General features: G+C 62.6%; 24 protein-coding genes. All 24 read left to right on the forward strand.

What is annotated here, in order from left to right; translation table 11 throughout:
* A partial coding sequence (locus H5U38_03800) for a V-type ATP synthase subunit A (GenBank protein ID MBC7186141.1) occupies nucleotides 1-1,379 on the forward strand: 1,379 nt, incomplete at its 5' end.
* Nucleotides 1,363-2,730, forward strand: a complete 1,368-nt coding sequence (locus H5U38_03805) for a V-type ATP synthase subunit B (GenBank protein ID MBC7186142.1) — start codon at nucleotides 1,363-1,365, stop codon at nucleotides 2,728-2,730. The genes H5U38_03800 and H5U38_03805, both read left to right, overlap by 17 nt.
* Nucleotides 2,731-2,742: 12 nt before the next feature.
* Complete coding sequence (locus H5U38_03810; protein MBC7186143.1) at nucleotides 2,743-3,345, forward strand: V-type ATP synthase subunit D; 603 nt, start codon at nucleotides 2,743-2,745, stop codon at nucleotides 3,343-3,345.
* Nucleotides 3,342-5,117, forward strand: coding sequence for a hypothetical protein (locus H5U38_03815; GenBank protein MBC7186144.1), 1,776 nt, complete (start codon nucleotides 3,342-3,344; stop codon nucleotides 5,115-5,117). The genes H5U38_03810 and H5U38_03815 overlap by 4 nt, the downstream gene beginning before the upstream one ends.
* A 40-nt stretch (nucleotides 5,118-5,157) precedes the next feature.
* Entirely contained in the window at nucleotides 5,158-5,598 is a 441-nt protein-coding gene (locus H5U38_03820) for a V-type ATP synthase subunit K (GenBank protein ID MBC7186145.1), read from the forward strand.
* A 48-nt stretch (nucleotides 5,599-5,646) separates the two neighbouring features.
* Nucleotides 5,647-5,871, forward strand: coding sequence for an AtpZ/AtpI family protein (locus H5U38_03825; protein MBC7186146.1), 225 nt, complete (start codon nucleotides 5,647-5,649; stop codon nucleotides 5,869-5,871).
* Nucleotides 5,872-5,893: 22 nt separating this feature from the next.
* A complete protein-coding gene (locus tag H5U38_03830; protein ID MBC7186147.1) occupies nucleotides 5,894-6,892 on the forward strand; it encodes a F0F1 ATP synthase subunit A in 999 nt (332 codons plus the stop codon).
* A 17-nt stretch (nucleotides 6,893-6,909) separates the two neighbouring features.
* Nucleotides 6,910-7,140 (forward strand): ATP synthase F0 subunit C, encoded by a 231-nt coding sequence (gene atpE / locus H5U38_03835; GenBank protein MBC7186148.1) that lies wholly within the window; start codon nucleotides 6,910-6,912, stop codon nucleotides 7,138-7,140.
* Between the two features lie 30 nt (nucleotides 7,141-7,170).
* Nucleotides 7,171-7,680, forward strand: coding sequence for a F0F1 ATP synthase subunit B (gene atpF, locus H5U38_03840; protein MBC7186149.1), 510 nt, complete (start codon nucleotides 7,171-7,173; stop codon nucleotides 7,678-7,680).
* Entirely contained in the window at nucleotides 7,677-8,219 is a 543-nt protein-coding gene (gene atpH / locus H5U38_03845) for an ATP synthase F1 subunit delta (protein ID MBC7186150.1), read from the forward strand. Before atpF ends, atpH begins: the two co-directional genes overlap by 4 nt.
* 18 nt (nucleotides 8,220-8,237) lie before the next feature.
* Nucleotides 8,238-9,746, forward strand: coding sequence for a F0F1 ATP synthase subunit alpha (locus H5U38_03850; GenBank protein MBC7186151.1), 1,509 nt, complete (start codon nucleotides 8,238-8,240; stop codon nucleotides 9,744-9,746).
* Nucleotides 9,747-9,761: 15 nt separating this feature from the next.
* A complete protein-coding gene (atpG, locus tag H5U38_03855; protein ID MBC7186152.1) occupies nucleotides 9,762-10,658 on the forward strand; it encodes an ATP synthase F1 subunit gamma in 897 nt (298 codons plus the stop codon).
* 36 nt (nucleotides 10,659-10,694) lie between these two features.
* Nucleotides 10,695-12,095: a F0F1 ATP synthase subunit beta gene (atpD, locus tag H5U38_03860; protein MBC7186153.1), complete on the forward strand. Its 1,401-nt coding sequence runs from the start codon at nucleotides 10,695-10,697 to the stop codon at nucleotides 12,093-12,095.
* 5 nt (nucleotides 12,096-12,100) lie between these two features.
* On the forward strand, nucleotides 12,101-12,562 hold the full coding sequence (locus H5U38_03865; protein ID MBC7186154.1) for a F0F1 ATP synthase subunit epsilon: 462 nt from the start codon (nucleotides 12,101-12,103) through the stop codon (nucleotides 12,560-12,562).
* A gap of 125 nt (nucleotides 12,563-12,687) precedes the next feature.
* Nucleotides 12,688-13,566, forward strand: a complete 879-nt coding sequence (locus tag H5U38_03870) for a hypothetical protein (protein ID MBC7186155.1) — start codon at nucleotides 12,688-12,690, stop codon at nucleotides 13,564-13,566.
* Nucleotides 13,567-13,583: 17 nt separating this feature from the next.
* A complete protein-coding gene (locus H5U38_03875; protein ID MBC7186156.1) occupies nucleotides 13,584-14,579 on the forward strand; it encodes a hypothetical protein in 996 nt (331 codons plus the stop codon).
* A 55-nt stretch (nucleotides 14,580-14,634) separates the two neighbouring features.
* On the forward strand, nucleotides 14,635-16,650 hold the full coding sequence (locus H5U38_03880; protein ID MBC7186157.1) for a hypothetical protein: 2,016 nt from the start codon (nucleotides 14,635-14,637) through the stop codon (nucleotides 16,648-16,650).
* A gap of 39 nt (nucleotides 16,651-16,689) precedes the next feature.
* Nucleotides 16,690-17,949, forward strand: coding sequence for a methyltransferase (locus H5U38_03885; protein ID MBC7186158.1), 1,260 nt, complete (start codon nucleotides 16,690-16,692; stop codon nucleotides 17,947-17,949).
* Between the two features lie 33 nt (nucleotides 17,950-17,982).
* A complete protein-coding gene (locus H5U38_03890; protein MBC7186159.1) occupies nucleotides 17,983-20,394 on the forward strand; it encodes a S49 family peptidase in 2,412 nt (803 codons plus the stop codon).
* Between the two features lie 226 nt (nucleotides 20,395-20,620).
* Entirely contained in the window at nucleotides 20,621-20,770 is a 150-nt protein-coding gene (locus tag H5U38_03895; protein ID MBC7186160.1) for a hypothetical protein, read from the forward strand.
* A gap of 538 nt (nucleotides 20,771-21,308) precedes the next feature.
* The gene (prfB, locus tag H5U38_03900; protein MBC7186161.1) at nucleotides 21,309-22,430 is read left to right on the forward strand and encodes a peptide chain release factor 2; all 1,122 of its coding nucleotides are present in this window, start codon (nucleotides 21,309-21,311) and stop codon (nucleotides 22,428-22,430) included.
* Nucleotides 22,431-22,461: 31 nt separating this feature from the next.
* Nucleotides 22,462-23,688: an anion transporter gene (locus H5U38_03905; GenBank protein ID MBC7186162.1), complete on the forward strand. Its 1,227-nt coding sequence runs from the start codon at nucleotides 22,462-22,464 to the stop codon at nucleotides 23,686-23,688.
* A 45-nt stretch (nucleotides 23,689-23,733) separates the two neighbouring features.
* A complete protein-coding gene (locus H5U38_03910) occupies nucleotides 23,734-24,879 on the forward strand; it encodes an alanine racemase (GenBank protein MBC7186163.1) in 1,146 nt (381 codons plus the stop codon).
* Nucleotides 24,851-25,274 (forward strand): lysine--tRNA ligase (locus H5U38_03915; GenBank protein ID MBC7186164.1); only part of this gene is annotated, 424 nt, incomplete at its 3' end. The genes H5U38_03910 and H5U38_03915, both read left to right, overlap by 29 nt.

Here is a 25,274-nt window from a genome sequence, read left to right on the forward strand (position 1 = left end):
CCTTCACACCGACGGTCAAGAGGGGTGACTTGGTGCGGGCAGGGGTGCCCCTCGGCCACGTGCCGGAAGGGATCTTTCGCCACTACATCATGGTTCCGTTCGACTTCCGGGGAGACTATACGGTCGAGGAGATTGCCGACGCAGGCGACTATGCGGTCACCGAGACGATTGCCACCTTGCGCGCCCCGACCGGGAAGATGATCCCTCTGACTATGTCGTTCCACTGGCCGGTGAAAATCCCCATCCGGGCCTATCGCGAGCGTCTGGTCCCCAAGGAGACCTTCATCACGCGGGCGCGGATCATCGACAGCTTCTTTCCGGTGGCCAAGGGGGGCACCTTCTGTGTGCCCGGCCCCTTCGGCGCAGGGAAGACCGTCTTGCAGCAGCTCATCAGCCGCTACGCGGATGCAGATATCGTCATCGTTGCTGCCTGCGGCGAGCGCGCCGGCGAGGTAGTGGAGACGTTGCGGGAGTTCCCACACATCGAGGACCCGCGTACCGGGCGGTCGCTCATGGAACGGACGATTATCATCGTCAACACCAGCGCCATGCCGGTGGCCGCACGAGAGGCATCCGTGTACACCGCCGCCACGCTCGGCGAATACTATCGCCAGATGGGGCTGAACGTTCTGCTCCTGGCGGATTCCACCTCCAGGTGGGCACAGGCCATGCGTGAAATCTCCGGACGCTTGGAGGAGATCCCGGGCGAGGAGGCCTTTCCCGCGTATCTGGAGTCGCGCATCGCCGAGTTCTATGAGCGAGCGGGCCTGGTGGTGTTGCCCAATGGTGAGATGGGCAGCCTGACCATCGGTGGCACGGTGAGCCCGGCAGGGGGTAACTTCGAGGAGCCTGTCACGCAGGCCACGCTGAAGGTGGTGGGCGCATTCTTGGGACTGAGCCGCGACCGTGCCAACGCCCGACGCTTTCCCTCCATTGACCCACTGGACAGTTGGAGCAAGTACGATAGCTTCATCCCCGCTGATCAGCTGCGCGATGGCAAGCAGATTCTGGCCACTGGAAATGAAGTGCGCCAGATGATGATGGTCGTCGGCGAGGAGGCTACCTCCATGGGCGACTTTGTCATCTACCTCAAGTCGGAATTTCTGGACGCCGTCTACCTGCAGCAGAACGGTTTCGACCCCATTGATGCCGCAACCTCCAAGGAGCGGCAGCAATATGTCTTTGCCAAGGTCCACAAGGTGCTGACGGCGGATCTTGCCTTCAGCACAAAGGATGAGGCGCGGGAGTACTTTTATCGGCTGCGCCAGCACTTCATCGACTGGAACTATATGGCCATGGATTCGCCGGAATTCAAGACTCAGGAGCAGGCCATCGATCGACTACTGGAGGAGCGCACCGCCCATGCGAAGAGTCTATAGCAGGATCCTGCAAGTAGTCGGCAACGTCATCACGGTTCGCGCCACCGACGTTGCCTACGAGGAGCTGGCCGAAATCACCACGCAGCGAGGCAAGTCCCTTGCTCAGGTCATCAAGCTGGACGGCGACCTGGTTTCGCTCCAGGTGTTTGCCGGAAGCCGGGGCATCTCGGTCAACGACGAGGTGCGCTTCCTCGGCCACCCCATGCTGGTGACCTTCTCGGAGAACATGTTGGGTCGCGTGTTCGACGGCGCGGGCATGCCGCGCGACAAGGGACCACAGCTGACCGAGCACCTCATTCCCGTGGCGGGGCCGACGGTCAACCCCTACAAGCGCATCATCCCCCGGCGCATGATCCGCACCAACATCCCGATGATCGACGTGTTCAACTCCTTGGTGGTTTCTCAGAAGCTGCCGATCTTCTCGGTGTCCGGGGAGCCTTACAATGAGCTGTTGGCCAGGATTGCCTTGCAGGCCGAGGTGGACATGATTATCCTCGGCGGCATCGGTCTGAAGTACGACCAGTACATGTACTTCAAGACCGTGCTGGAGGAAGGTGGTGCCCTGTACCGGTCCATCTTCTTCATCAACACTGCGGCTGACCCCATCGTGGAAAGCCTCATGGTGCCTGACCTCTGTCTGGCAGTTGCCGAGAAGTTTGCCCTGCAAGGCAAAGACGTCCTGGTGCTCCTCACCGACATGACCAACTTTGCCGACGCGCTGAAGGAGATCTCCATCACCATGGAGCACGTGCCCTCCAACCGCGGCTATCCCGGCGATCTCTACACGCAGCTTGCCCAGCGCTACGAGAAGGCCGTGGACTTTGAGGATGCCGGCTCCATCACCATCCTGGCCGTCACTACCATGCCCGGCAACGACGTCACTCACCCCGTACCTGACAACACCGGCTACATCACCGAGGGCCAGTTCTACCTGCACGGCGGACGCATTGACCCCTTCGGCTCGCTCAGTCGCCTCAAGCAGCTGGTGAACAAGAACACGCGCAAGGACCACCGCGCCATCATGGACGGCATGATCCAGCTCTATGCACAGTACAAGGAGACGGAAGAGAAGCGTGCCATGGGCTTCCGCATGAGCACCTGGGACAATAAGCTGCTCAAGTACGGCAAGCTCTTCGAAAGCAAGATGATGGACCTCTCGGTGAACATCCCCTTGGAGAGGGCCTTGGACTTGGGATGGGAGATTCTGGCGGAGTGCTTCCGGCCTGAGGAGACCGGGTTGCGGACGGAGCTGATCAAGGAGTTTTGGCCGGGTATTGCGGAGCGGAAGGCGGCAGAGGCGGTGCCCGAAGAGGTGGGCGAGGCCGTAGGCGCAGAAGCCGCCAGCGAATAGCAGGGCCGGGCGATGGCAAAGGTCAGGCTGACAAGGATCGAGCTCAAGAGGCAAAAGGACAATCTGCGCCGCTTCCTCCGCTACTTGCCGACCTTGGAGCTCAAGAAGCAGCAACTGTTGCAGGAAATCCGCGCGCTGCAGCGCACCCGCGAGTCCCTGCTGGCGGACATCGAGCGGGTGAACACCGAAGTCAGCCAGTGGGCAGACGTCTTTGCCGAGGAGGTTGGCCTGCCTTCCTTGGTCAAGGTGGCCGAGGTCGTCACTGACACCGGCAACATCGCTGGCATCGACATCCCCTTGTTCGGCGCGGTGCGCTTCGAGGAGGTGCCCTACGACCTCTTCACCACGCCCTTGTGGGTCGACCAGGGGATTGCGGTCTGCAAGGAGCAGATCGAGCGACACATCCGGTTGCACATTGTCGACCGCCAGTTGGCGATTCTGCAAGAAGAGCTGCGGGTGACCATCCAGCGCATCAAGCTGTTTGAAGAGATCAAGATCCCCGAGGCCCAGGAAAACATTCGGGTGATCCAGATATTCCTGGGCGACCAGATGACCGCCGAGGTGGTGCGGGGTAAGATCGCCAAGGCGAAGATCGAAAAGCGGCGCGAAGAATGATCGTCAAGATGAAAAAGCTCACCCTGCTCGTGCGAGCGGTGGATAGGAACGATGCGGTGGCGCGGTTGCGCGAGCTGGGAGTGGTGCACGTGCATCCGGTTGCCGCCCCGCAATCGGAGGACGTGGCGCGCCTCGAGGGAGAACTGGCGGAAGTCGGGCGGGCCCTCAGCATAGTCGGGTCGGAAGCTCCCGAGCAGCCCGCAGAAGCGCCAGAGCCCGCGCAGCTTGTTGCGCACATCCTGGAGCGCGCCCGCCAGCGGGAGCAATTGATCCGTGAGCTCGAGGAGCTGCGCGAGCAACATCGGTGGTTCGAGCGCTGGGGACGGGTGTCGCTCGCCGCGGTCAAGGAGTTGGAGCGCGCCGGGGTGATTCTGCGCTTCTATGTGGGCGAACGCCAGGCGGTGCGGGCCTTCCCGCCGGAGAAGTCGATCCAAGTCATTCGCGAAGAGCAGCGCACGCTCTACTTTGTCTACTTCGCTACTTCGGCCGACGACCGCCTGGACTTCAAAGAAGACCCCATGCCTGCCGTGGAAGTGGACGCCCTGGAAGCGCAAATGGCAGAAGTGGAGAGTGCCATCGCTGCGCTCGAGCAGGAGCTGGCAGGGTTGGCACGCCACCGCCAGGCCCTTGTCCGCCACTCCGAGCAACTGACCAAACGGCTCGAGTTCAGTCGCGTGCTTGCCGGCATGGGTCAGGCCGAAGAAATTGCCTTCCTGCAGGGGTATTGCCCTGCCGATGAAGTGCAGCGCGTGACGGCAGCCGCCGACCGCGAGGGGTGGGCCTACACCGTCGCGGACCCCGACAACCCTGATGAGGTGCCAACGCTCATCCGCAACCCCCGCTGGCTGCGGATTGTCGAACCGGTGTTCAAATTCCTGGGGACCGTACCTGGCTACCAGGAGCACGACATCAGCTTCTGGTTCTTGCTCTTCTTCAGCGTGTTCTTTGCCATTCTCATTGGCGACGCCGGCTACGGTCTCCTCTTCCTTGGGGCGACCTGGCTGGGACGCCGCAAGCTGCGCCGCGCGCCACGAGAGCCGTTCGTGCTCATGTATGTGTTGAGCTTTGCCACCATCATCTGGGGGGCCATGTCGGGCAACTGGTTTGGTGTGGCCCAAATCGGGCAGTTGCCTTTGTTGCGCCGGTTGATTGTTGAGCCGGTGAACGCCTTCGCTTTAGACAATCAGAACTTTATGATGTACCTCTGTTTCGTCATCGGGGCGCTGCACCTGACGGTCGCCCACGCCATGAACGCCTTCCGCCTGATGAACTCGTTGCGGGCGCTGGCACAACTGGGGTGGATCGCCATCGTCTGGGGCCTGTTCTTCACGGCGGGGCGCCTGGTCTTGGGCAAGAGCGGGCCGTCATCGACGGTCATCCTGGCGCTGGTGGGCGGCGGCACGGCACTGGTGCTCTTGTTCGCCAACGCGCAGCGCAAGTTCCTCAAGGGCGTGTTGCAGTCATTGGCCGAAACACCGCTGAGCGTCATCAGCTCATTTTCTGACGTGGTCTCGTACCTGCGGCTGTTTGCAGTGGGCTTTGCCTCGGTCACGGTAGAGTCCAGTTTCAATGAAATGGCCTTGGGCTTAGGCTTCAGCTCGGTGCTGCGCGGACTGATTGCGGCCTTTATTCTTTTCTTTGGTCACGCGTTGAACATCGTGCTCGGCTTCATGGCGGTGATTGTGCACGGCGTGCGCTTGAACATGTTGGAGTTCTCCGGCCACCTGGGTATGCAGTGGTCCGGGCGACCTTACCAGCCCTTTCGGGAGTGACGGGAGTAGAGCTTTCTTTTGAGTCGAAAGGAGGCGGAGTATGGTGCAGGGATTTGGTGACATGAGTATTTCGTTGGCCTTGGCAGCGGTAGGCTCGGCATTAGGTGCGGGGGTGGCAGGGATGTCGGCGGTGGGAGCCTGGAAGCGGGCCTTCGCCCAGAACAAGGCGGCGCCGTTCATCATGGTCGCCTTTGTGGGTGCCCCCCTGTCCCAGACCATTTACGGGATGATCCTGCGCAACGCCATCCGCAGCGCCAATCTGCCGGCCGACACCTACCTGTACCAGATCCTTCTGGGCGCCTTTGCTGGCTTTGCCATGGGCATGTCCGCCTACATGCAGGGTAAGGCAGGGGCAAAGGCCGCCGACGCCCTGGGCGAAACCGGTAAGGGCTTCGGCCAGTACATCATGGTGCTCGGCATCATCGAAACGGTCGCCCTGTTCATCATGGTCTTCACGCTGGCGGCAATTCCTAGGCTGTAAGCACTCCTGCCGGCACAGTCACGCAGGTGTCAGCGCGAGGCTTTCGGGATGGGTGAACAGAGCACGCTTTCCACCGTTCGGCAGCTGACCCTGGCGGTGGCCACCGTGGCGCGCATCAGCGCCCTTGTGTTGGTCTGCGTGGCCAGCCCTTTGGCCTTAGGCCTTTACTTGGATCGACTTTTGGGCACTGAACCCTGGCTGTTGATGGTGGGGATGCTCGTCGGGGTCGTGCTCTGCGTGGTGAGTGTTGCTCGTCTCGTTCGTCGGCAATAGGTCAGCGCTGAGTATCCGCCGCATGAAAAAGCGAACCAAGATCCTGTTGATTCTCTTAGCGGCCGTGGCTTTGCTCGTCGCCGGCAACCTCTACCTGCGTTTCCGCTTGCCGCCGGTGACGATCCGGGCAGAGGCCATACCTGGGCTGCGCCTTGGTCCGGTGCAGGTAACCAATACGCTCCTCACGGCGCTGCTGGTGGATCTCATCCTGGTGGCGCTCGCTTTGGCTGCCACCCGGCGCATGCGCCTGGTCCCCTCCGGCGTGCAGAATTTCGTGGAGTGGGTCATCGAGACCTTGTACCGACTCACCGAATCGGTAGCCGGGCCCAGATGGACGCCGCGCTTCTTTGCCATCGTGGCCACCATCTTCTTGTACGTTTTGGTCTCCAACTGGTTCGGCCTGCTCCCAGGCCTGAGCGCCTTCGGGGTGGTGGAAGAGCATGCGGCGCACACGGCCCCTCGCCACGGACAAGCAGCGGTGGAAGCCGTCGCCGAGCTGAGCGAGGCTCATGCGGCGGAGAGGGTGATCATACCGCTTTTTCGCTCCCCCAGCACCGACTTGAACAACAACTTCGCCTTGGCACTGCTGTCGGTGTTTCTGACGCAGGTGTTCGGCGTGGTGGCCATTGGGCCTCGCTATTTTGCCAAGTTCTTCAACGTGAAGGGGTTGGCGAATGCGCTGCGTCCATCACCCAAGGGACGACGGCTCTCCATCCGCGCGCGATTAGGAGCGATCGCCTTTGGTGCCATTGACTTCATGGTGGGGATCCTGGAGGCCATAAGTGAGGTTGCCAAGGTCATCTCCTTCTCCTTCCGACTCTTTGGCAACATCTTCGCCGGCGAGGTGATGCTCCTGGTGCTGGCTTCGCTGGTACCGCTGGTGCTGACGCTGCCCTTTTTGGGGCTGGAGATCTTTGTGGGACTTATCCAAGCGTTCATCTTCTATGTCCTTACGCTAGCCTTCTTTACGATGGCCACGCTTTCTCACGGCCACGGCGACGACGTGCAGAGGGAAAAGTAACGGAGGGATGACGGACCATGGACGCATCGACGATGAAGCTGTTGGCTGCTGGTCTGGCCATAGGCCTGGGAGCTCTCGGTCCAGGCATCGGCATAGGGGTTCTGACCTATGGTGCGCTGCAATCCATCGGGCGCAATCCTGAGGCCACCTCGCGGATTCAGACGAGCATGTTCATCGGCATCGCCTTTGCCGAGGCAATTGCCATTTACGCCCTGGTGGTGGCATTGATCCTCTTGTTTGTGGTCTGAAAGCGCACGCCTTGACAGGAGGGCCAGTTCTTGGACGCACTGAGACCCCTGGGGATTGATCCTGCGCTCCTCATTGCCTACCTAGTCAACTTTGTCCTGCTGGTGCTGGTGCTTCGCGCGGTGCTGTATCGGCCGGTGCTCAAGATGCTGGCCGAGCGGCGGGAAAAAATCCGCGAGTCGCTGGCCCAGGCCGACAAGGTCAAGGAGGAGGCAGAGGCACAAAGGGTCGCCTTCCAGCGGGAGCTGGAGCAGGCGCGCCAGGCCTCGCAGGAGGCAGCCAACCGCATTGCCCAGGAGACCGAGAAACTGCGCGAGTCGATCCTTGCCGAGGCCCGCCGCGAAGCTGAGGAGATCCGACTGCAGGCACGCCAACAGATCGAGTTAGAGCGACAGCAACTGGTCGCCGATCTCCACCAGCAGGTGGTTGACCTCGCCGTGGAGCTGACGCGCAAGACGCTGCGCAACACGGTGGCCGTCGACGAAAAGACGCAGCGGCGTCTCATCCGGCAGTTCCTTGAGCAGAACGGAGGCCTTGCGTGAGACGCGGGGGCAAGACAAAGGGCAGGGCCGCCGTGCAGGACTATGCAGCCGCGGCATGCGAACACATCAGCGAGGGGTGGGTGGCGCAGCTGCGCGCCGTGTGGAACGCCTTGACCGCCGATGCGGAGCGACTTGCCGAGCTGACCGATCAGAGCAGAGACTTTGCCGCGCGCCGAGGACGCCTGGATGAGCTGCTGCCGGCGAAGCTGAACCCAGAGGCGCGCAACCTGCTCTACGTCATGCTCCGCGACGGCCAGATAGGACTGCTGGGCGAAGTGGTAGAGCGACTGGCGCAGACTTTGGTCGGTGGCGAGCGTCAGGTGGCGCGAGTGGTCACTGCCGTGCCGCCGACGCCCAAAGAGAGAGAATCCCTCCGGGCCATCGTAGCAAGGCGTTTCGGCCAGGGAGTGGAGGTGCAATTTGAGGTGGACCCGGAGATCCTTGGAGGCGTGCTAATAAAGGCAGGTGATAGAGTAATCGACGGCAGCTTGGCAGGGCGGTTGGCCGCCTTGCACCAGCGACTGCGCAGCAGCCGGTAGTTGCACTGAGGGAGATGCATGCCAATTCGTGCCGAAGACATTACTGCCCGCATCCGCCGCGAGATTGAGACCTTTGAGGCACCGGTGACCACCATGAACGTGGGTCACGTGGTAGAGGTCGGTGATGGCATTGCCAGAGTGAGCGGCTTGTCCGACGCCATGGCCTCCGAGCTGGTGGAATTCCCCGGCGGCGTCATGGGCATCGTCCTCAATCTCGAAGTGGACAATGTCGGCGTCATCATCATGGGGGACTATGAGCACATCGAGGAGGGGGACGAGGTGCGCAGCACCGGCCGGATCGCCTCGGTGCCCGTGGGGGACGAGCTCATCGGGCGCGTGGTCAATGCCCTGGGCCAGCCCATCGACGGCAAAGGACCGATTCGCACAGAGCGCTTCCGCCCTGTGGAGCGGATCGCGCCGGGCGTGGTCTACCGCCAGAACGTCGATACCCCGGTGCAGACGGGCATCAAGGCTATCGACTCGATGATCCCCATCGGTCGGGGCCAGCGGGAGCTCATCATCGGCGACCGACAGACCGGCAAGACCGCCTTAGCCATCGACACCATCATCAACCAAAAAGACAAGGACCTCATCTGCGTCTATGTGGCCATAGGCCAGAAGATGGCCCAGGTGGCGCAGGTGGTGGCGACTTTAGAGCGCTACGGCGCCATGGGCCACACCATCGTGGTGGTGGCCGGCGCCTCCGATCCGGCTGCCCTGCAGTATCTGGCCCCTTATGCCGGATGTGCCATGGGCGAGGAGTTCATGGAGCAGGGCCGCGACGCGTTGGTGGTGTACGACGACCTCACCAAGCACGCCTGGGCATACCGGCAGATCTCGCTGCTCCTCCGTCGTCCGCCTGGACGCGAGGCCTATCCAGGTGACGTGTTCTACCTTCACTCGCGGCTCCTGGAGCGGGCGGCGCGTATGCACAAGGACTATGGCGGCGGCTCGCTGACTGCCCTGCCTATCATCGAGACGCAGGCTGGAGACGTGAGCGCCTACATCCCCACCAACGTCATCTCCATCACCGACGGCCAGATCTACCTGGAAAGCGACCTGTTCTACGCAGGCATCAGGCCGGCCGTGAATGCGGGGCTTTCGGTGTCGCGGGTTGGCGGCGACGCGCAGACCAAGGCGATGAAGAAGGTGGCAGGCAAGCTGCGCTTGGAGCTTGCCTCCTACCGCGCGTTAGCGGCCTTTGCCCAGTTCGGCTCGGATCTGGACAAGGCCACGCGCGAGCAACTGGAACGCGGCCAGCGCCTGACCGAGCTGCTGAAGCAGCCGCAGTACGCACCGGTGCCGCTGGATGAGCAGGTGATGGCCATCTACGCGGTGACCAATGGCTTTGCCGACGATGTGCCAGTGGCCAAGGTAAGAGAGTTCGAGGCAGGACTGCTGCAGTTCCTGCGCACTGTCCACCCGGAGATCGGCGCTGCCATCATGAAGGAGAAGGACCTGTCCGAGGCAACGCGCACCGCGCTGGAGCAGGCCATCCGGGAGTACAAGGAGACGGCCCGCTTCTGAGGGAGAGAGACGCCCATGGCGACCGTCCGTGAGCTGCGCAGGCGCATCAAAGGGATCACCAGCATTGCTCAGGTGACGCGGGCCATGCAGATGGTGGCCGCCAGCAAGATGCGTCGTGCCCAGGAGCAGGCGCTTGCCACGCGCGCCTACGCGGCCAAGTCCTGGGAGTTAATCAGCCACTTGGCGGCGCAGCCGGGCCACGAGCAGTTGCACCCTCTGTTGGTGGAACGTCGGCCACCGCGCAAAATGGGGATGGTGCTGATCACCTCCGACAAAGGTCTGTGCGGGTCCTACAACACCAACGTCCTGCGCACGGCACTGCAGTTCATGCAACAGGCGAACCTGCCAGTGAGCATATGCACCATCGGGCGCAAAGGCCGCGATTTCATGGTACGCCACGGGGGGCACGTGGTGGCTGAATTTTCTCTCGGTGCGCGTCACCCCACCGTGCTGGATGTTACCCCCATCGCGCGCACGGTGATCGAGGACTATGAGAAGGGACTGTGCGACCAGGTCTGGTTAGTCTACACCGAGTTCATCAATACGCTGTCGCAAAGAGCGACGGTGCGCCCGCTCTTGCCCATCACGCCGGGGCGGCTACGCGGCTCAGTTCTGGACCGCTTCTTGATGGACCTGCCGCCGCATGTGGCCCTGGAGTACATTTACGAGCCGAATCCCCACGCGATTCTGGACGTGGTGCTGCCGCGTTTTGTGGAACTGCAAGTGTACCAGGCGGTGCTCGAAGCCCAGGCCAGTGAGCACAGTGCGCGCATGGTGGCGATGCGCAACGCCACCGAGAGTGCCAATGAGCTGGTTGAGCATCTGACGCTGCAATACTATCGCGCGCGGCAAGAGGCGATCACCAAGGAAATGGTGGACATCACGGGCGGGGCCGAGGCGCTCAAGGGGTGACGATTGAGCCGGGAAGGAGTTGGAGTGAGCGATAAAATGGCGGGACGGAACACGGGTCACATTGTGCAGGTGTTGGGCGCAGTGGTTGATGTGGCGTTCCCCACCGGGCAACTGCCCGAGATCTACCATGCGCTGGAGGTGGCGCGCGACGGACAGGAACCGCTGGTGCTGGAAGTGCAGCAACACCTCGGCGATGACTGGGTGCGCTGCGTGGCCATGGATACCACCGATGGCCTGCGGCGCGGCATGCGCGTGGTGGATACCGGCGGCCCCATCATGGTGCCGGTGGGCCCCAAGACCTTGGGCCGGATGTTCAACGTGCTCGGCAAGCCCATCGACAATGCCGGCCCCGTGGAGGCAGAGCAGTACTACCCCATCCACCGGCCAGCTCCGTCGTTCGAGGAGCAGGTCACGCAGGCCGAGCTCTTCGAAACGGGATTGAAGGTCATCGACTTGGTGGCGCCGTTCACCAGGGGTGGTAAGACCGGCGTGTTCGGTGGCGCAGGCGTGGGCAAGACGGTGATCATTGCCGAGCTCATGTTCAGCTTGGCCAAGGAGCACGGCGGGTTTTCTGTGTTTGCCGGTGTGGGGGAGCGCACCCGCGAGGGGACGCAGTTCTGGCACGAGATGAAGGAAATGGGCGTGCTGGACAAGACGGTGATGGTCTTCGGGCAGATGAATGAGCCGCCTGGCGTGCGGCTGCGCGTGGCGCTCACCGGCCTGACCATGGCGGAGTACTTCCGCGACCAGGGGCGCGACGTCTTGCTCTTCATCGACAACATCTACCGCTTCGTGATGAGCGGCTCCGAGGTTTCGGCGCTGCTGGGGCGCCTGCCCAGCGCCGTCGGCTACCAGCCCACGTTGGGCACCGAGATGGGCGAGCTGCAGGAGCGCATCACCTCCACCAAACGCGGTTCCATAACCTCCATGCAGGCCGTCTACGTGCCGGCCGATGATTACACCGACCCGGCGCCGGTCACCACCTTCGCGCACCTGGACGCGACCATCTCGTTAGAGCGCTCCATTGCCGAGCAGGGGCTCTATCCGGCGGTAGACCCGCTGGCCTCGACGAGCAGGATTCTGGACCCACGTATCGTGGGTGAGGAGCACTACCGGGTCGCACGCGGAGTGCAGCAGGTGCTGCAGCGGTACAAAGACTTGCAAGACATCATCGCCATCTTGGGCATCGACGAGCTGAGCGAGGAAGACAAGTTGGTGGTCTCCAGGGCGCGCAAGATGCAGCGTTTCTTCTCCCAGCCGATGTTTGTCGCCTCGCAGTTCACCGGCCGGGAGGGGCGCTACGTGCCGGTGCGAGAGACGGTGCGCGGCTTCAAAATGATCTTGGAAGGGCAATTGGACGACCTTCCGGAGCAGGCTTTCTACATGGTGGGTACCATCGACGAAGCCATTGAAGTAGGCAGAAGGATGCGGGCGTAGCTGCGATGCCGTTGCGACTTGACATCGTCACTCAGGAGCGCGTCGCCTACTCCGGCGAGGTGGACATGGTGATCGCACCTGGCATCGATGGCGTGCTGGGGATCCTGCCGCAGCATGCACCGCTCATCACGGCGCTGGTGCCCGGGGAGCTGCGTGTCAAGCGAGGGGCAGAGGAAGAGATCTTCGCCATCGGCGGTGGCTTCATGGAGGTGCTGCCAGACCGCGTCACGGTGCTGGCCGATAGCGCCGAGCGGGCCGAGGAAATCGACATCGAACGCGCCTTGGCGGCACGGCGCCGCGCTGAGGCTCGGCTGCAGGGGCGTACGCAGGAGCAAGTGGATTTTGCGCGTGCCGAAGCCGCATTGCACCGGGCTATCGTCCGCCTCAAGGTGGCAGAGAGCAGTCGGCGCCGCCGCCGCGGGCCAGGTCCTCAGAGCAGCCCCACCACGTTAGATGAGGGCACCTGAGGCAGAGTGCCCTGTGGACCGCAGTGTGCTGGCACGATGGACGACGCCTGGTGGAAGAACGCCACTCGGGGCTTGTCCCCCCTCCCATTGTTGAGCACGTTACCACGAACCCCAGGAGGAGATCCGTGCATAGCCGGGAACCTTTCTCCGCGTGGAGGGGTTGGCCCCGCCGCCTGCCCTTTCATTTTTGGCTGGGCGTGGGACTGGTCGCTGCAGCCTGGCCTCTGAACTGGTCCTTGCCCGGGATGCGCACGCACCTGCTCTTTTTTCCCCTGTGGCTTGGTTACTGCTTAGCGGTGGACGGCCTGGTGGTGCTTTGCAAAGGAAACTCGCCCCTCACACGCGGCAAATGGGCGTACGGCTGGCTCTTTCTCTTTTCATTGGTAGCCTGGTGGCTCTTCGAGCTCATCGATCTGCGCACGCAGAACTGGTCATACCTCGGCCGCGAGCGAATCTCGGACCTTGGCTATGCCATCCTCGCCTCGCTCAGCTTTTCCACTGTGATGCCGGCGGTGTTCACCAGTGCCGAGCTGGTGGGCTGTGCCTTCCCCGCCCGCAAGAATGCGCCGGCGAAACGGCGTAGCGGCAAGGGGGTGCTCGCTGTGGCCATTGCGGGCGGCTGCCTCATGCTCGCATTGCTGCTGGCCTGGCCAGGCTATTTTTTCGCCTTTGTGTGGCTCTCGCTGTTTTTCATTTTCGACCCGCTCAACGCGTGGGCTGGCCGGCCCTCGCTGGTGGCGAGCGTCGCGGCGGGAAACTGGCGGCCAGTGTGGGCCTTGTGGGGCGGTGTGATGCTGTGCGCCTTTTTCTGGGAGATGTGGAACTACTACTCGTACCCCAAGTGGGTGTACCGGGTGCCTTTCGTCGGCCACACCCGCCTCTTTGAGATGCCCCTGCCGGGGTATCTCGGCTACCTGCCTTTCGCCTTAGAGCTGTACGCCCTCTTTCATTTCCTGGCCGCTATTAGCAGACTTCGCAGCGCCACAAAGCTGCTGGAGCTATGAAGAACGGTGCCTGACGCATGCAGAACGAGACGAGCCCCCCAGCCATTCCCAACCTCGACTACCAGTGCTACCTGGACGCGCTTCGCGAGCTCAATGCCCACCAGGAAGACTGGCTTAAGGTTGGCTATGCGCCCAAGGGTTTCTATCTCAAGGATCACTGCCTGATCAAGGCGGGAGGCTTGTATCACCTCTTCCACATCGCTGGCACGCCGGATGTGAGCTGCTGCCACCCTGGAAATGAACTGTGGATTGGCCACGCCACCACGGCTAACTTTCTGCAGTGGCAGACCCACGAGCCCTGTCTGTACGTGCGGCCAGGCTGTTGGGATGGCGGCCACGTCATCGCCCCATTTGTGGTGCCTCACGAAGGGCGCTACTGGATGTTGTACGCCGGCTGCACTGTGGACAACACCCAGCGCATCGGCCTCGCGGTCTCTGATGATTTGTTCTCATGGGAGCGCGTGGGCGACTCGCCGATCATCCGCCCCGAGGAGTACGGTTGGGCCTTCTGTCCCACGCGCGGCGGTGCATCCTGCCGTGACCCCCACGTGCTGCGCGTAGACGACCAGTTCCTGCTCTATTACACGGCCATCACCAAAGAGGGGCGAGCCTGCGTTGCCCTTGCCACCTCGCGCAACCTGGTCGATTGGCAGGATTGTGGGCCGTGCTACACCGCGGAGGACTTGACCCCCTGCGAGTCCAGCAACGTGCAGGAAATGGGTGGTCGCTACTACCTCTTTTTTGGTGGTCACGTGGAGCATTGGGCGTACGTGGTTTCTGACAGCCCGTGGTTCTGGCCCGCGCAACAGCCGCGCCCGGTGGCCAGCGGCATTACCGGCATGGAGGTGGTCTGCAAGCGCGATCCGCTCTGGCTGGTCACGTTTTTTCGGCTGGGCAAGGGGCATTGCTCGGGTGGCTTTCGTCTCTTTCTGGGCATCTTGGACTGGGCGGCGGCGCTACCTTGGATCGACCAGGTGGTGAGCGCCGCGCAGTTGCAGTCTTTCGTTCTGTAAGAGTGCATGAAGTTGGCGGCATTTCCGCATTGGGCATCCCTTCCATGGAGGTGGCATGATTGACTTCAAAGAACATCTGTACGACGACGATCCTTCCCAGGGGCATCCAGATGTGCGTACTAGGCTGCGCGAAGGCTACTATTTTTTTCTTGGCAATGGGCGGCTACAGGCCGCCGTACAAGTTTCCCCGGCTGGTGAAGGCACGCCGTTAGGCCTTTTGATCATGGACCCGGAACGCCTGGGCAAGAAGCGTGAGGCGCTCAGCTTCGACAGCCAGACCGGGCTCGAGGCGACCATGCTCAGGGTGGAAGTGGGCGGGCGCATGTACACCCCCTCCGGCGCGGGCCTGCAGGTGCGGTGGAGTACACGCGACGGCGCGCCGACAGTTGAGGCAACCTGGCAGGCCGGGAGTGCCCAGGTGAGCGAATTCTTTTCGTGTCCGCTGCCCCAACAGCCTCTGCTGCTACGGGAGGTGGTCATCCATCTCCCTGGAGACGGCGAGGGCGTGACCTTATACACGGGGCTGCGCGATCAGCGGGTGCGTAAGGAGCTCGTTCCGGCAGCAGACGGAACCGTAACCGACCCGTTGAGCTATCGTCTTGAAAACGGCCAGGTGAGCCTGGGCTCAGAATTCCCTGTAGACGTGCGTTCTCAGAGGTTGGCAGGCGGCCCATCAACCGGCGCCAGCCTCCATTTCGGGCACGAGCTTTTGGACCACTTCTTCGCCGCCGCCTGCGTGCAACTGCCGGCGGCCCTTTCTTCTTCTGGACGCATGGACGGCAGCATCTGGCAGTATAATCGCGAATGGGTGCGTGACCAGTCCATCGTAACCCACGGACTACTTCTGGCAGGAGACCACGACCGGGCGCGCACCATGCTCGAGCGCCTCTTTGCGGAGTTTGTGACGGCGGAGGGCGACACCGTGGATTCCAGTGTGCGCCGCGGGCCAGATGAGGTGGAGCTCGACCAGGGCGGGGTGTTGCTTGCGGCGCTGGCTTCCTATTGGCATTGGACCGGCGACCTCAGCCTGGCCAGCCGCCTGTGGCCGCGTGTGGTGGCGGTGGCGGAATTCCCCCTGCGACCCGTGTTTCGCCACCCGCAATCAGGCCTGTTGGCGAACTGCAGGGAGTTCTGGGAGCGCCACCGGCTCTACGGGATCCAGCCAGGCATGGAGCTTGCGCACCAGCTCTACGTGGCCGTCGGCTTGCGTGCTGCGGCCGAGCTGGCGGAGGCACTGGGCCACATGGCGCACGCACAGAAGTGGCGGAAGGAAGCCGAGGCATTGTGGGAGGCGGCGCTGCATCATCCTACGCACAGCTTGGTGGACAACGGGCGGTTCATCAAGAGGCGGGGACTGGACGGCCGCGTCCAGGAGGACATCACCCCCACGGCCGAGGCTGAGCTCCATCCCAGCGTGCCCCTGGCCGGGCCCGGGCTCCATTTCCTCAACCCGGACACCTCATGCGTGCTCCCGATTGCGCTCGGCCTGGTGGACCCCGCCTCGACGGTGGCGCAGGGCACGCTGGCCAGCATGGAAGAGTTGTGGAATCAGGCATGGGACATCGGCGGCTACGGCCGCTACCACGTCTCCTCAGAGCCCGATTCTCCAGGTCCCTGGCCCTTTGCATCCTTGTTCGTCGCGCGCGCCTATGCTGAGGCCGGAGAGGATGAGAAGGTGTGGCGGGTCCTGCGCTGGTTGCACTCCATCCCTGGGGGCAAGTCGGGCGCCTGGTTCGAATTCTACGGTCCGCGCCCGTCGCCACCTTGTCCGCAAGTGGGGATTATCCCTTGGACGTGGGCGGAGATGCTGCTCCTCTTGGTGCAGCACATCGTTGGCCTGCGGCTGGGGCCCAGCGGCTTTTCCCTGCGCCCAAGATTGCTGCCGGGCATAGACCACATCCAAGGGGAGTTTACTTTGCGCGGCGCACGCTTGCGACTGGGCATCAAGAGGGCCGAATCGCCCGCGCAGAGTGGTTTCCGCACGAACGCCCGCCTCTTGCGTTCCAGCCCCCACGAGGCCGTCTTCGCCTACCCAGACGGGGATATCCAAGTGGAGGCGGTTGTTCAGTAGGGGCACGGCTTTGTTCAGGGACATGGAGGCTCAGGGACTATGACCAGCAGGGAGCGGGTGCGCACGGCCTTGGCCCACCGCGCGCCTGACAAGGTGCCCATTGATTTTGGCAGCACGGGAGTGACGGGCATGCACGTCACCTGCGTGGCGGCTCTGCGTGATTACTACGGACTCGAGAAGCGGCCGGTCAAGGTGCATGAGCCCTACCAGATGCTCGGGTGGATCGATGAAGACCTGCAACAGGTGCTGGGCATCGACGTGGAGGGCCTGTATTCGCGGACGACCATGTTCGGTTTTCCCAATGAGAACTGGCGCGAGTTCCGCCTCCCCTGGGGCCAGGTCGTGCTCGTCTCCGAGCATTTTCGCACGAGCGTGGACCAGAACGGGGATCTGCTCATCTATCCCGAAGGGGATACCACGGCGCCGCCGAGCGGGCGCATGCCAGTGGGTGGGTTCTTCTTCGACACCATAGTCCGCCAGCCCCCCATTGTCGAGACGCAGCTCAATCCCGAGGACAACCTCGAGGAGTTTGTGCCTGTCTCCGCGCAGGACCTGGACCACTATCGCGCCGAAGTTCGGCGTCTGCGCGGCTCCTCACGGGCGGTGGTGGCCAGTTTCGGGGGCACGGCCTTCGGCGACATCGCTCTGGTGCCGGCGCCTTTCCTCAAATATCCCAAGGGGATTCGCGACATTGCGGAATGGTACGTGTCAACAGTCACGCGACAGGACTACCTGCACCAGGTCTTTGCCAGGCAGGCCGAGGTTGCTCTGGCCAACTTGGAGAAGATCCACGCGATTGTCGGCGACCTGGTAGATGTAGTCTTTGTCTGCGGCACTGACTTTGGCACACAGACGTCCAGCTTCTGCTCGGTTGCCACCTTTCGCTCCTTGTATGCGCCCTATTACAAGCGCGTCAACGACTGGATCCATCAGCACACGTCCTGGAAGACCTTCAAGCATTCCTGTGGCGCAGTGGAGCCGTTCATCGAGGCGTTCCTCGAGGTCGGTTTTGACATTTTGAATCCGGTGCAGTGTTCGGCGGCGGGCATGGACCCCGTGCACCTGAAACGCCGCTACGGTGACCGCATAGTGTTCTGGGGCGGTGGAGTCGACACGCAGAAGACCTTGCCGTTTGCTTCTCCCGCTGCGGTGCGGGAGGAGGTGCTGCGGCGCTGCGAAGTGTTTGGCCGCGACGGGGGGTACGTGTTCAATGCCGTCCACAACATTCAGGCCAACACGCCGGTGGAGAACATCGTTGCCATGTTCGAGGCGGTGAAGGAGTTCAACGGCGAGCATTAGGGTTGTCGTCGCAGTAGCGAGAGGAGATGTGCCATGAGAGCGCGCTTGGTAGTTGTGTCTGCGGCAACGGCGCTCCTTTGGTCGGTTTCTGCGGCTTCGGCGCAGGCGCCGCTGCCGTTCTCCCAGGCTTACGACGTCCTGCTTCCTGCGCCGCCAGGGGCACTGGGGAACGGCCTCTTAGGCTACTTCAATCCGGCGGTTTTGTCCTACGTCCACGGCCCTGAGCTCCGAGGGGTGTTGGTCAGGCGCGAGGGGGCGTTGCGCCAGTGGGGGCTGTTCACGGCTGCGCCACACCTCGGCTTCGGGATGCTGGAGGATCGCTCTTGGGGCGGGGGCGTTCGCTACTACCGGGCAGGAGTTGCTACTGGGGGCGGCGGTTTGTCCGTGGGTGCCGGTTACGGGTGGTCGAGCAGCGGCGGGGGACAGGTGTGGTACGGCGGTTTCTTGGCGCGACCGGTGCGCTTTGTCTCCCTGGGCCTGGCTGGATGGCATGCCCAGCGACGAGACCGCCAGGAGGTGAGCTGCGAAGTGGGGCTCCGCCCTTTGGGCACCGACGTTGTCACGCTTTTTGCGGATGCGAGCGTTCAGGGCCGGCAACGGGTCGCGGACGGGCGATGGAGTGTGGGCGCGGCACTGCAGCCGGTCACCGGCATCTATGTTGTGGGCCGCTACTTCCGCGGCGGCGCGTTCACCGTGGGGTTGAGCGCGAGCCTGGGCAGGGCTGGTTTCGCCGTGCAGCGCCGCAGTGCCAAGGGGGACAATCCTGACGACGTCGCGTATACGGTGCGACTGGGCAAGGCCACGCCCAACCTGGTGGATTCCCACCTCCTGCGGGGCAAGTGCTGGCTGCCGATGGAGTTGAAGGGGGCGGTAGTCTATCAGCGCCAGCGTCTCCTGGATGTGCCAGGTCACAAGCTCAGCGACCTCCTCTTCACTCTTCAAGACGCGGCCGAAGATCCCCGCGTGGCGGTGGTGGCTGTCAATCTGTCCGGAGTAGACATCACTGCGCAGCTGGCCTGGGAGTTGCGCCGCCAGCTGGCCGAAGTCCGCCGTGCCGGCAAGAAGGTGATTGCCTACATCGACCGCGGCGACATGACCGAGTACCACCTGGCCAGCGTCGCCGATTGGGTGGTAATGGACCCCGAGGGGATGTTGACTCTCCTTGGGTACGTGACCGGCCGTACTTTTCTAAAGGGCACCCTCGACAAGCTCGGAATCGGCTACGAGGAGTGGCGGTACTTTAAGTACAAATCGGCGACCGAGGTGCTTTCCCGGGAGCAAATGTCCGAGGCAGACCGTGAGCAGAGGCTTGCCTGGCTCCAAGACCAGTACTCCCTGGTGCGGGACGAGGTGGCGGCGTCGCGGGGCTTCTCTCCGGCGTACTTCGACTCATTGATCAACAACGTGGCACTGTTTCTGCCGGAGCAAGCCGTTCGCGCCCAGTTGGCGGACACCGTCGCTAGGTGGAAGGATATCGAGCAACTCCTCGTGTCTGTTGCCGGCGGGAAGAAGAAGAAACTCGCGCCAGCCGCGCTGGCCAGTCGCCAATACCCTCCTGTCGAGTGGGGGAGCAGACCGCAAGTGGCGGTGGTCTATGCCATAGGCGAGTGCGACATGGATCAGGGCATCAATGCGCGGCAGCTCGAAAAGGTGCTGCTGCGCCTGGCTGAGCGGCGGCGTGTGAAGGCCGTTGTCGTGCGCGTCGACTCGCCCGGCGGTGACGCACTCGCCTCCGACCTGGTTGCCGAGGCCATGAAGAAATGTCGCGAGAAGAAACCGGTCATCGTCAGCCAGGGCAGCGTCGCCGGGTCTGGCGGATATTGGCTCTCCATGTATGGGGAAACCATTGTGTCCACACCGGCAACCATCACTGGCTCCATCGGAGTGATCGGCGGCTGGCTGTGGAACAAGGGCCTCGGCGAACGGCTCGGCATGTCCAGTGACCACGTGCAAGTGGGCGCGCATGCGGACCTGGGCTTTGGTATTACCCTGCCCCTGCTTGGTGTGCGGATTCCTGATAGAAGACCGACCCCCCAAGAACAGGAGCGGTTGGAGCAGTCCATCCGGACGATGTACAGAGAGTTTGTCAACAAGGTAGCGCAAGGCCGGCGCATGCAGCCGGAAGCGGTGGAGGAGGTCGCACAGGGGCGCATTTGGTCCGGGGTCGCGGCGAAGAGCCGCGGCCTTGTCGACGTGCTCGGCGGGCTCCAGGACGCCTTGCAAATGGCCAAGCAACGCGCGCAAGTGCCGGCAAGGGCAAAGGTGGAAGTGGTTGAGCTGCCACGCCCCGGATTGATAAACCCCGAGGTGCTCATGCCTAAACTGGCGCCCCTGAGCACGAGTGGCTTTCTTCCGCCGCAGGAGGCGCGTTACCTCAGGATCTTGGCGCGCTTTCCCGGTCAGCCGCTGCCTATGCTGCCGCCGGATTTTCTTCTGGTGCGATGATCCCTGTCAGGCGGCGCGTTGCAGATGAGCTGAAGGTGAGCGATAAGAGGCGATCTGGGCATTGCGCCACGCCGGGGCAGGCGCCGAGAAGGGTGCTCGGTCCTTGATTAGAGGGTTCGCCGAAGGCGCGGTTTGCTGCACATTTCGCTTGACTTTGTCCAGGAATTTGCTACATTAGCCGTTGGTTGCGCGCCCCACTCCCCAGATCCGGAAGGAGGTGATCCCCGTGGCAGAGAAGGCATTCTGTGTCAAGTGTCGCAAGATGGTCGACATCGCCAACGCCCAGCCGGTGACGATGAAGAACGGCCGCCCCGCCCTAAAGGGCAAATGTCCGGTATGCGGGACCGGAGTGTACAAGATTCTGCCCAAGAAGTAGCATCACAACCCAGTCCCCGTGTTCAGGGACTGCTCGCCGGTGTCAATACAGCCAGGGCGGACCGCAGGGTCCGCCCTGCTCGCCAGTCGAGGCCGAGAAGCCTCCCGCGCGCCACTCCGGGCTCGGCATGCGGCCACAAAGAGTGCCTCCGTCGGCTACCACGAAGCCAGTGGGTTCCCTACCCCGGATTCCGCATGGGGCTTCTGAGTCGTCCCACCTTGCCGCCGCGCAATAGTGCGCTGAAGGTGCCCATGCGCCTTCGCCTGGGCGCAGCCGGATGATTTCGTCATGTCACCCGGCGAGGCTGCTCCAGGCCGGCGCCCCGGCGAATCCCCGCGCAGTGACCTGCCCTCTTGCCGCGCGATGAGCAGTCAACTCAACCCTGATTGAATCTTGGCCATTTCGCGACGGAGTGCGACGGTAGGGCGACCACTGTGAAGGTCCACCCTCCGGCGCCGCCAGGGTGGGTCTTTCGCCTGGATTGTTTTTTGAATTTGTTGTACATTTCCACATGCCTAAGCAAGGGTAACAGAGGAAGTTGGAGAGATGTTCGCCGATTTTGAAGAGAGAGTTGCCACCCTGCGTGAGCGGTTGCTTCAGCTCCGGGGGTGTCTTTGACTTAGATAACAAGCAACGGCAGATCCCCGAGTTGGAGGCGGCTTCGCAGCAGCCAGGATTCTGGGATGACCGCGAGCGCGCGCAAGAGCTCATGCGCACGCTGAGCTCCTTCCGCGAGGATGTGCAGACCTGGAACGACCTGAACAAACGCCTGGAAGACATCGAGGTGTTAGCGCAACTGGCGGAGGAAGAGCAAGACAGCCAGGCGGAGGCAGAAGTCGCCAGCGAGTTGCGACAACTCGAGCAGGCCATCGAAAACATAGAGCTGGAGACCATCCTTGCCGGTGAGGACGACCCGAAGAACGCCATCCTCACCATCCATCCCGGGGCAGGAGGAACCGAAAGCCAGGACTGGGCGCAGATGCTGATGCGCATGTATTTGCGCTGGATCGAGCGCCGCGGTTTCACCGGTGTGGTCATGGACGTGCTCCCCGGCGAAGAGGCGGGCATCAAGAGCGCCACCATCGAAGTGCAGGGCAAGTACGCCTACGGCTACTTGAAGGCAGAAGCAGGGGTGCACCGCCTGGTGCGGCTGTCGCCTTTCGACTTTAACAATCGCCGCCACACCTCCTTCGCTTCGGTGTTCGTCTATCCCGAGGTGCAGAACGACGTGGAGATCCACATCGACCCCAACGACCTGCGCATCGATACGTTCCGGGCCAGCGGTGCTGGGGGTCAGCACGTGAACAAGACCAGCTCGGCTGTGCGCATCACCCACATCCCCACCGGCATTGTGGTGCAGTGCCAGAGCGAGCGTTCGCAGCACCGCAACAAGGACTTTGCCATGAAGATCCTCATGGCGCGCCTGTACCAGAAGAAGAAAGAGGAAGAGCAGGAGCGCCTGGAGAAGATAGAGAGCACCAAGCGGGAAATTGGCTGGGGGAATCAGATCCGCTCGTACGTGCTTCACCCCTACAACCTGGTGAAGGACCATCGCACCGGGGTAGAGACCAGCAATACGCAAGCGGTGCTGGACGGCGAGATCGACGAGTTTATCCGGGCCTATCTGCTGCAGCAACGCAACGGGCGGAAGGCGGCGTGAGTCGAGGGTGAGAGGAGCCAGCGCGCAGTAGATGGCTTTTCAAGACTGGGTTTCTTTGGCGACGCTGGGGCTCACGCTGGTCGGCGTGGCACTGGGCAGTTATCCTGGCCTGCGGATGAATCGTGCGACCATTGCCTTGGTGGGGGCGACGGTGGTGGTCGTGTTGGGGGCGATGAGCTTAGAGCAAGCTTACCGGGCGGTAGACTGGAGTACCATCGTGCTCTTGTTCTCCATGATGGTGCTCAACATCAACCTCCGCCTGGCCGGGTTCTTTCGCATCGTTTCTGCCCATGTGGTCGGTATCGCCAGGACGCCCCGGCAACTGCTCTTGCTAATTGTCGTCGTCTCTGGGGTGTTGTCGGCGGTGTTTCTCAACGACACCGTGGTGCTCATGTTCACCCCGCTGCTGGTGGAGCTCCTCAAGTCGTTGCGGCGGAATCCGGTGCCGTACTTAGTGGCGCTGGCCACGGCGGCCAACGTCGGGTCGGCTGCGACCATCATCGGTAATCCGCAGAACATGCTTATCGGCATGGCGTCCAAGATCTCTTTTGGCCGCTTTGTCGCGGCGATGGCGCCTGTGGCCCTGGTGGGCCTGCTGGTGTGCTACGCGGCGGTGATGCTGGTCTACCGCCAAGAGTTCAGGCAGAATTCGTTCCACCCGGTGGTCAGCTACCAGGTGCGGACGTTTCGGCCGCTGCTCGTGAAAAGCCTCATCGCCTTCGGGCTTATGATGGTAGCGCTTGTTGCAGGCATGCCCATACCCTTAGCGGCACTCGGCGCGGCGTCCATCCTCTTGGTGACCAGACGCATAAAACCGGCGCGGGTGTTTACGGAGCTCGACTGGTCGCTGCTGGTCTTTTTCGCCAGCCTCTTTGTGGTCACGCACGCGGTGAATGTGCTGGTGGTCGGTGGGCTGCGCGGCGAGATTGGACGGCTGGCCTCAGGCAGCGGCCTGCTGACGTTGAGCGCAGTTGCGGTGGTGCTCAGCAACCTGGTGTCGAATGTGCCGGCAGTCTTGCTGCTGCGCCCCATAGCTTCTTCCTGGCCGGAGCCGAGCGTTGCCTGGTTGACCTTGGCGATGGCCACGACCTTTGCGGGCAACCTGACGCTCCTTGGCTCGGTGGCCAACCTCATCGTTGCCGAGAGTGCCCGGGCCCGTGGGGTGCGGCTGAGCTTTGCTGAGTATTTGAAGGCGGGTGTCCCGATTACCCTGCTCACAGTGGCATTGGGGGTGATCTGGTTGACGCGGTGGGCATGAAAGGTGCCCCTTCAGCGGAAGGACTGGAGCGCGAGCGAGGAGGGAGTGCGGCCTACCTGTGCGGTAATTGACTTAGGGGCCATAGCCTACAACTTGGGGCAGATTCGGGCCAGGGTGGCACCTGCGCGCATCATGGCCGTGGTAAAGGCCAATGCCTATGGACACGGCGCTCTGGAGGTGGCAAGCACGGCCTTGGCGAGCGGGGCAAGTTACCTTGGCGTCGCGTTGGTCGAAGAGGGAATGGATTTGCGCGCCCAAGGGGTGAAAGCGCCGATACTGGTCTTCGGCGGTGTGGTGCCGGAGCAGGCGGCACTGTTCGTGGAGAATGACCTCACTGCCACCGTCTACACGCCCCAAGCGGCAGAGGCGTTGGCAGGGGCGGCCCAGCGTCTGGGGAAAGCGGCCACAGTGCACGTGAAGATAGACACGGGCATGGGCCGCGTGGGAGTGGCCTGGAAGGAAGCGCTCTCCTTTCTTCGTTGGCTCACAGCGCAAGAAGGGCTGCGGGTGGAAGGGGCGTACACACATTTTGCCACCTCCGACGAGAAAGACAAGGCGTTTGCCGAGCTGCAGCTGGCGCGCTTTCGCCAGGTGGTGGAAGGGATGGAAGCCATGGGGCTGCGCTTGATAAAACATGCCGCGAACAGCGGCGCCATCTTGGACATGCCGGAGAGCTACTTCGACCTGGTGCGGCCGGGAGTGATGATGTACGGCTACTATCCGTCGCCACACACCAGCAGAAGCCTGCCCCTGCGTCCGGCCATGACCTTCAAGACAAGGGTTCTCTTTGTCAAGAAGGTCGCGCGCGGCACCAGCATCAGCTACGGGCGGCAGTTCATCGCTGCACGGCCGACCACGATCGCCACGCTGCCCGTGGGCTATGCTGATGGCTACAATCGGCTGCTCTCCAACCGAGGCGAAGTGCTCATCCGCGGCAGGCGCTATCCGGTAGTAGGCAGAGTCTGCATGGACCAGATTATGGTGGACCTTGGCCCGGAAAGCGATGTTCAGCCGGGCGACGAAGTCGTTCTCTTTGGCCGCCAAGGCGATGAAGAAGTGAGCGTGTACTCGATCTGCGAAAAGCTTGGGACAATTCCCTACGAGGTGACCTGCTGGGTGTCGGCGCGCGTACCGAGGGTGTACACGCGAGGCGGCTCCCTCAATGGTGACGGAGATGAGCGAACAGCCTGAGGACAATGTTGTCACATCTGCTGCCGAGGAGTTGAATGAAGTAATGAGGGTTCGCCGGCAGAAGCTGGCCAAGTTGGCGGAGCTGTCGGTCAACCCATACCCTTACTCCTTTCGCCGCACCGCTGTGGCCCAGCAGGTACTTGCCGATTTTGCGGGGTACGAGGGCAAAGAGGTGGCGTTGGCGGGGCGCGTCATGTCCCTGCGGCGCATGGGAAAGGCAGCGTTTGCGCATATCGCCGACGCCTCTGGCAAGATACAGATCTACGTGCGGGTGGACCAGGTGGGTGAAGCAGCCTACCAGGTCTTCGATTTGGTGGATATCGGCGATATTGTCGGCGTCAAAGGCGAGGTCTTTCGCACCAAGACGGGCGAGATAACTGACTTGGTCAAAGAGT

The organism is Calditrichota bacterium (assembly GCA_014359355.1).
Lineage (GTDB): Bacteria > Zhuqueibacterota > Zhuqueibacteria > JANLFK01 > Oleimicrobiaceae > Oleimicrobium.

Excerpts from the sequence above, each read along its gene's own strand:
- H5U38_03805 (MBC7186142.1), top strand. The coding sequence starts at position 1,363 with ATGCGAAGAGTCTATAGCAGGATCCTGCAAGTAGTCGGCAACGTCATC.
- H5U38_03810 (MBC7186143.1), top strand. The coding sequence starts at position 2,743 with ATGGCAAAGGTCAGGCTGACAAGGATCGAGCTCAAGAGGCAAAAGGAC.
- H5U38_03815 (MBC7186144.1), top strand. The coding sequence starts at position 3,342 with ATGATCGTCAAGATGAAAAAGCTCACCCTGCTCGTGCGAGCGGTGGAT.
- H5U38_03820 (MBC7186145.1), top strand. The coding sequence starts at position 5,158 with ATGGTGCAGGGATTTGGTGACATGAGTATTTCGTTGGCCTTGGCAGCG.
- H5U38_03825 (MBC7186146.1), top strand. The coding sequence starts at position 5,647 with ATGGGTGAACAGAGCACGCTTTCCACCGTTCGGCAGCTGACCCTGGCG.
- H5U38_03830 (MBC7186147.1), top strand. The coding sequence starts at position 5,894 with ATGAAAAAGCGAACCAAGATCCTGTTGATTCTCTTAGCGGCCGTGGCT.
- atpE (MBC7186148.1), top strand. The coding sequence starts at position 6,910 with ATGGACGCATCGACGATGAAGCTGTTGGCTGCTGGTCTGGCCATAGGC.
- H5U38_03850 (MBC7186151.1), top strand. The coding sequence starts at position 8,238 with ATGCCAATTCGTGCCGAAGACATTACTGCCCGCATCCGCCGCGAGATT.
- atpG (MBC7186152.1), top strand. The coding sequence starts at position 9,762 with ATGGCGACCGTCCGTGAGCTGCGCAGGCGCATCAAAGGGATCACCAGC.
- atpD (MBC7186153.1), top strand. The coding sequence starts at position 10,695 with ATGGCGGGACGGAACACGGGTCACATTGTGCAGGTGTTGGGCGCAGTG.
- H5U38_03865 (MBC7186154.1), top strand. The coding sequence starts at position 12,101 with ATGCCGTTGCGACTTGACATCGTCACTCAGGAGCGCGTCGCCTACTCC.
- H5U38_03875 (MBC7186156.1), top strand. The coding sequence starts at position 13,584 with ATGCAGAACGAGACGAGCCCCCCAGCCATTCCCAACCTCGACTACCAG.
- H5U38_03880 (MBC7186157.1), top strand. The coding sequence starts at position 14,635 with ATGATTGACTTCAAAGAACATCTGTACGACGACGATCCTTCCCAGGGG.
- H5U38_03885 (MBC7186158.1), top strand. The coding sequence starts at position 16,690 with ATGACCAGCAGGGAGCGGGTGCGCACGGCCTTGGCCCACCGCGCGCCT.
- H5U38_03890 (MBC7186159.1), top strand. The coding sequence starts at position 17,983 with ATGAGAGCGCGCTTGGTAGTTGTGTCTGCGGCAACGGCGCTCCTTTGG.
- H5U38_03905 (MBC7186162.1), top strand. The coding sequence starts at position 22,462 with ATGGCTTTTCAAGACTGGGTTTCTTTGGCGACGCTGGGGCTCACGCTG.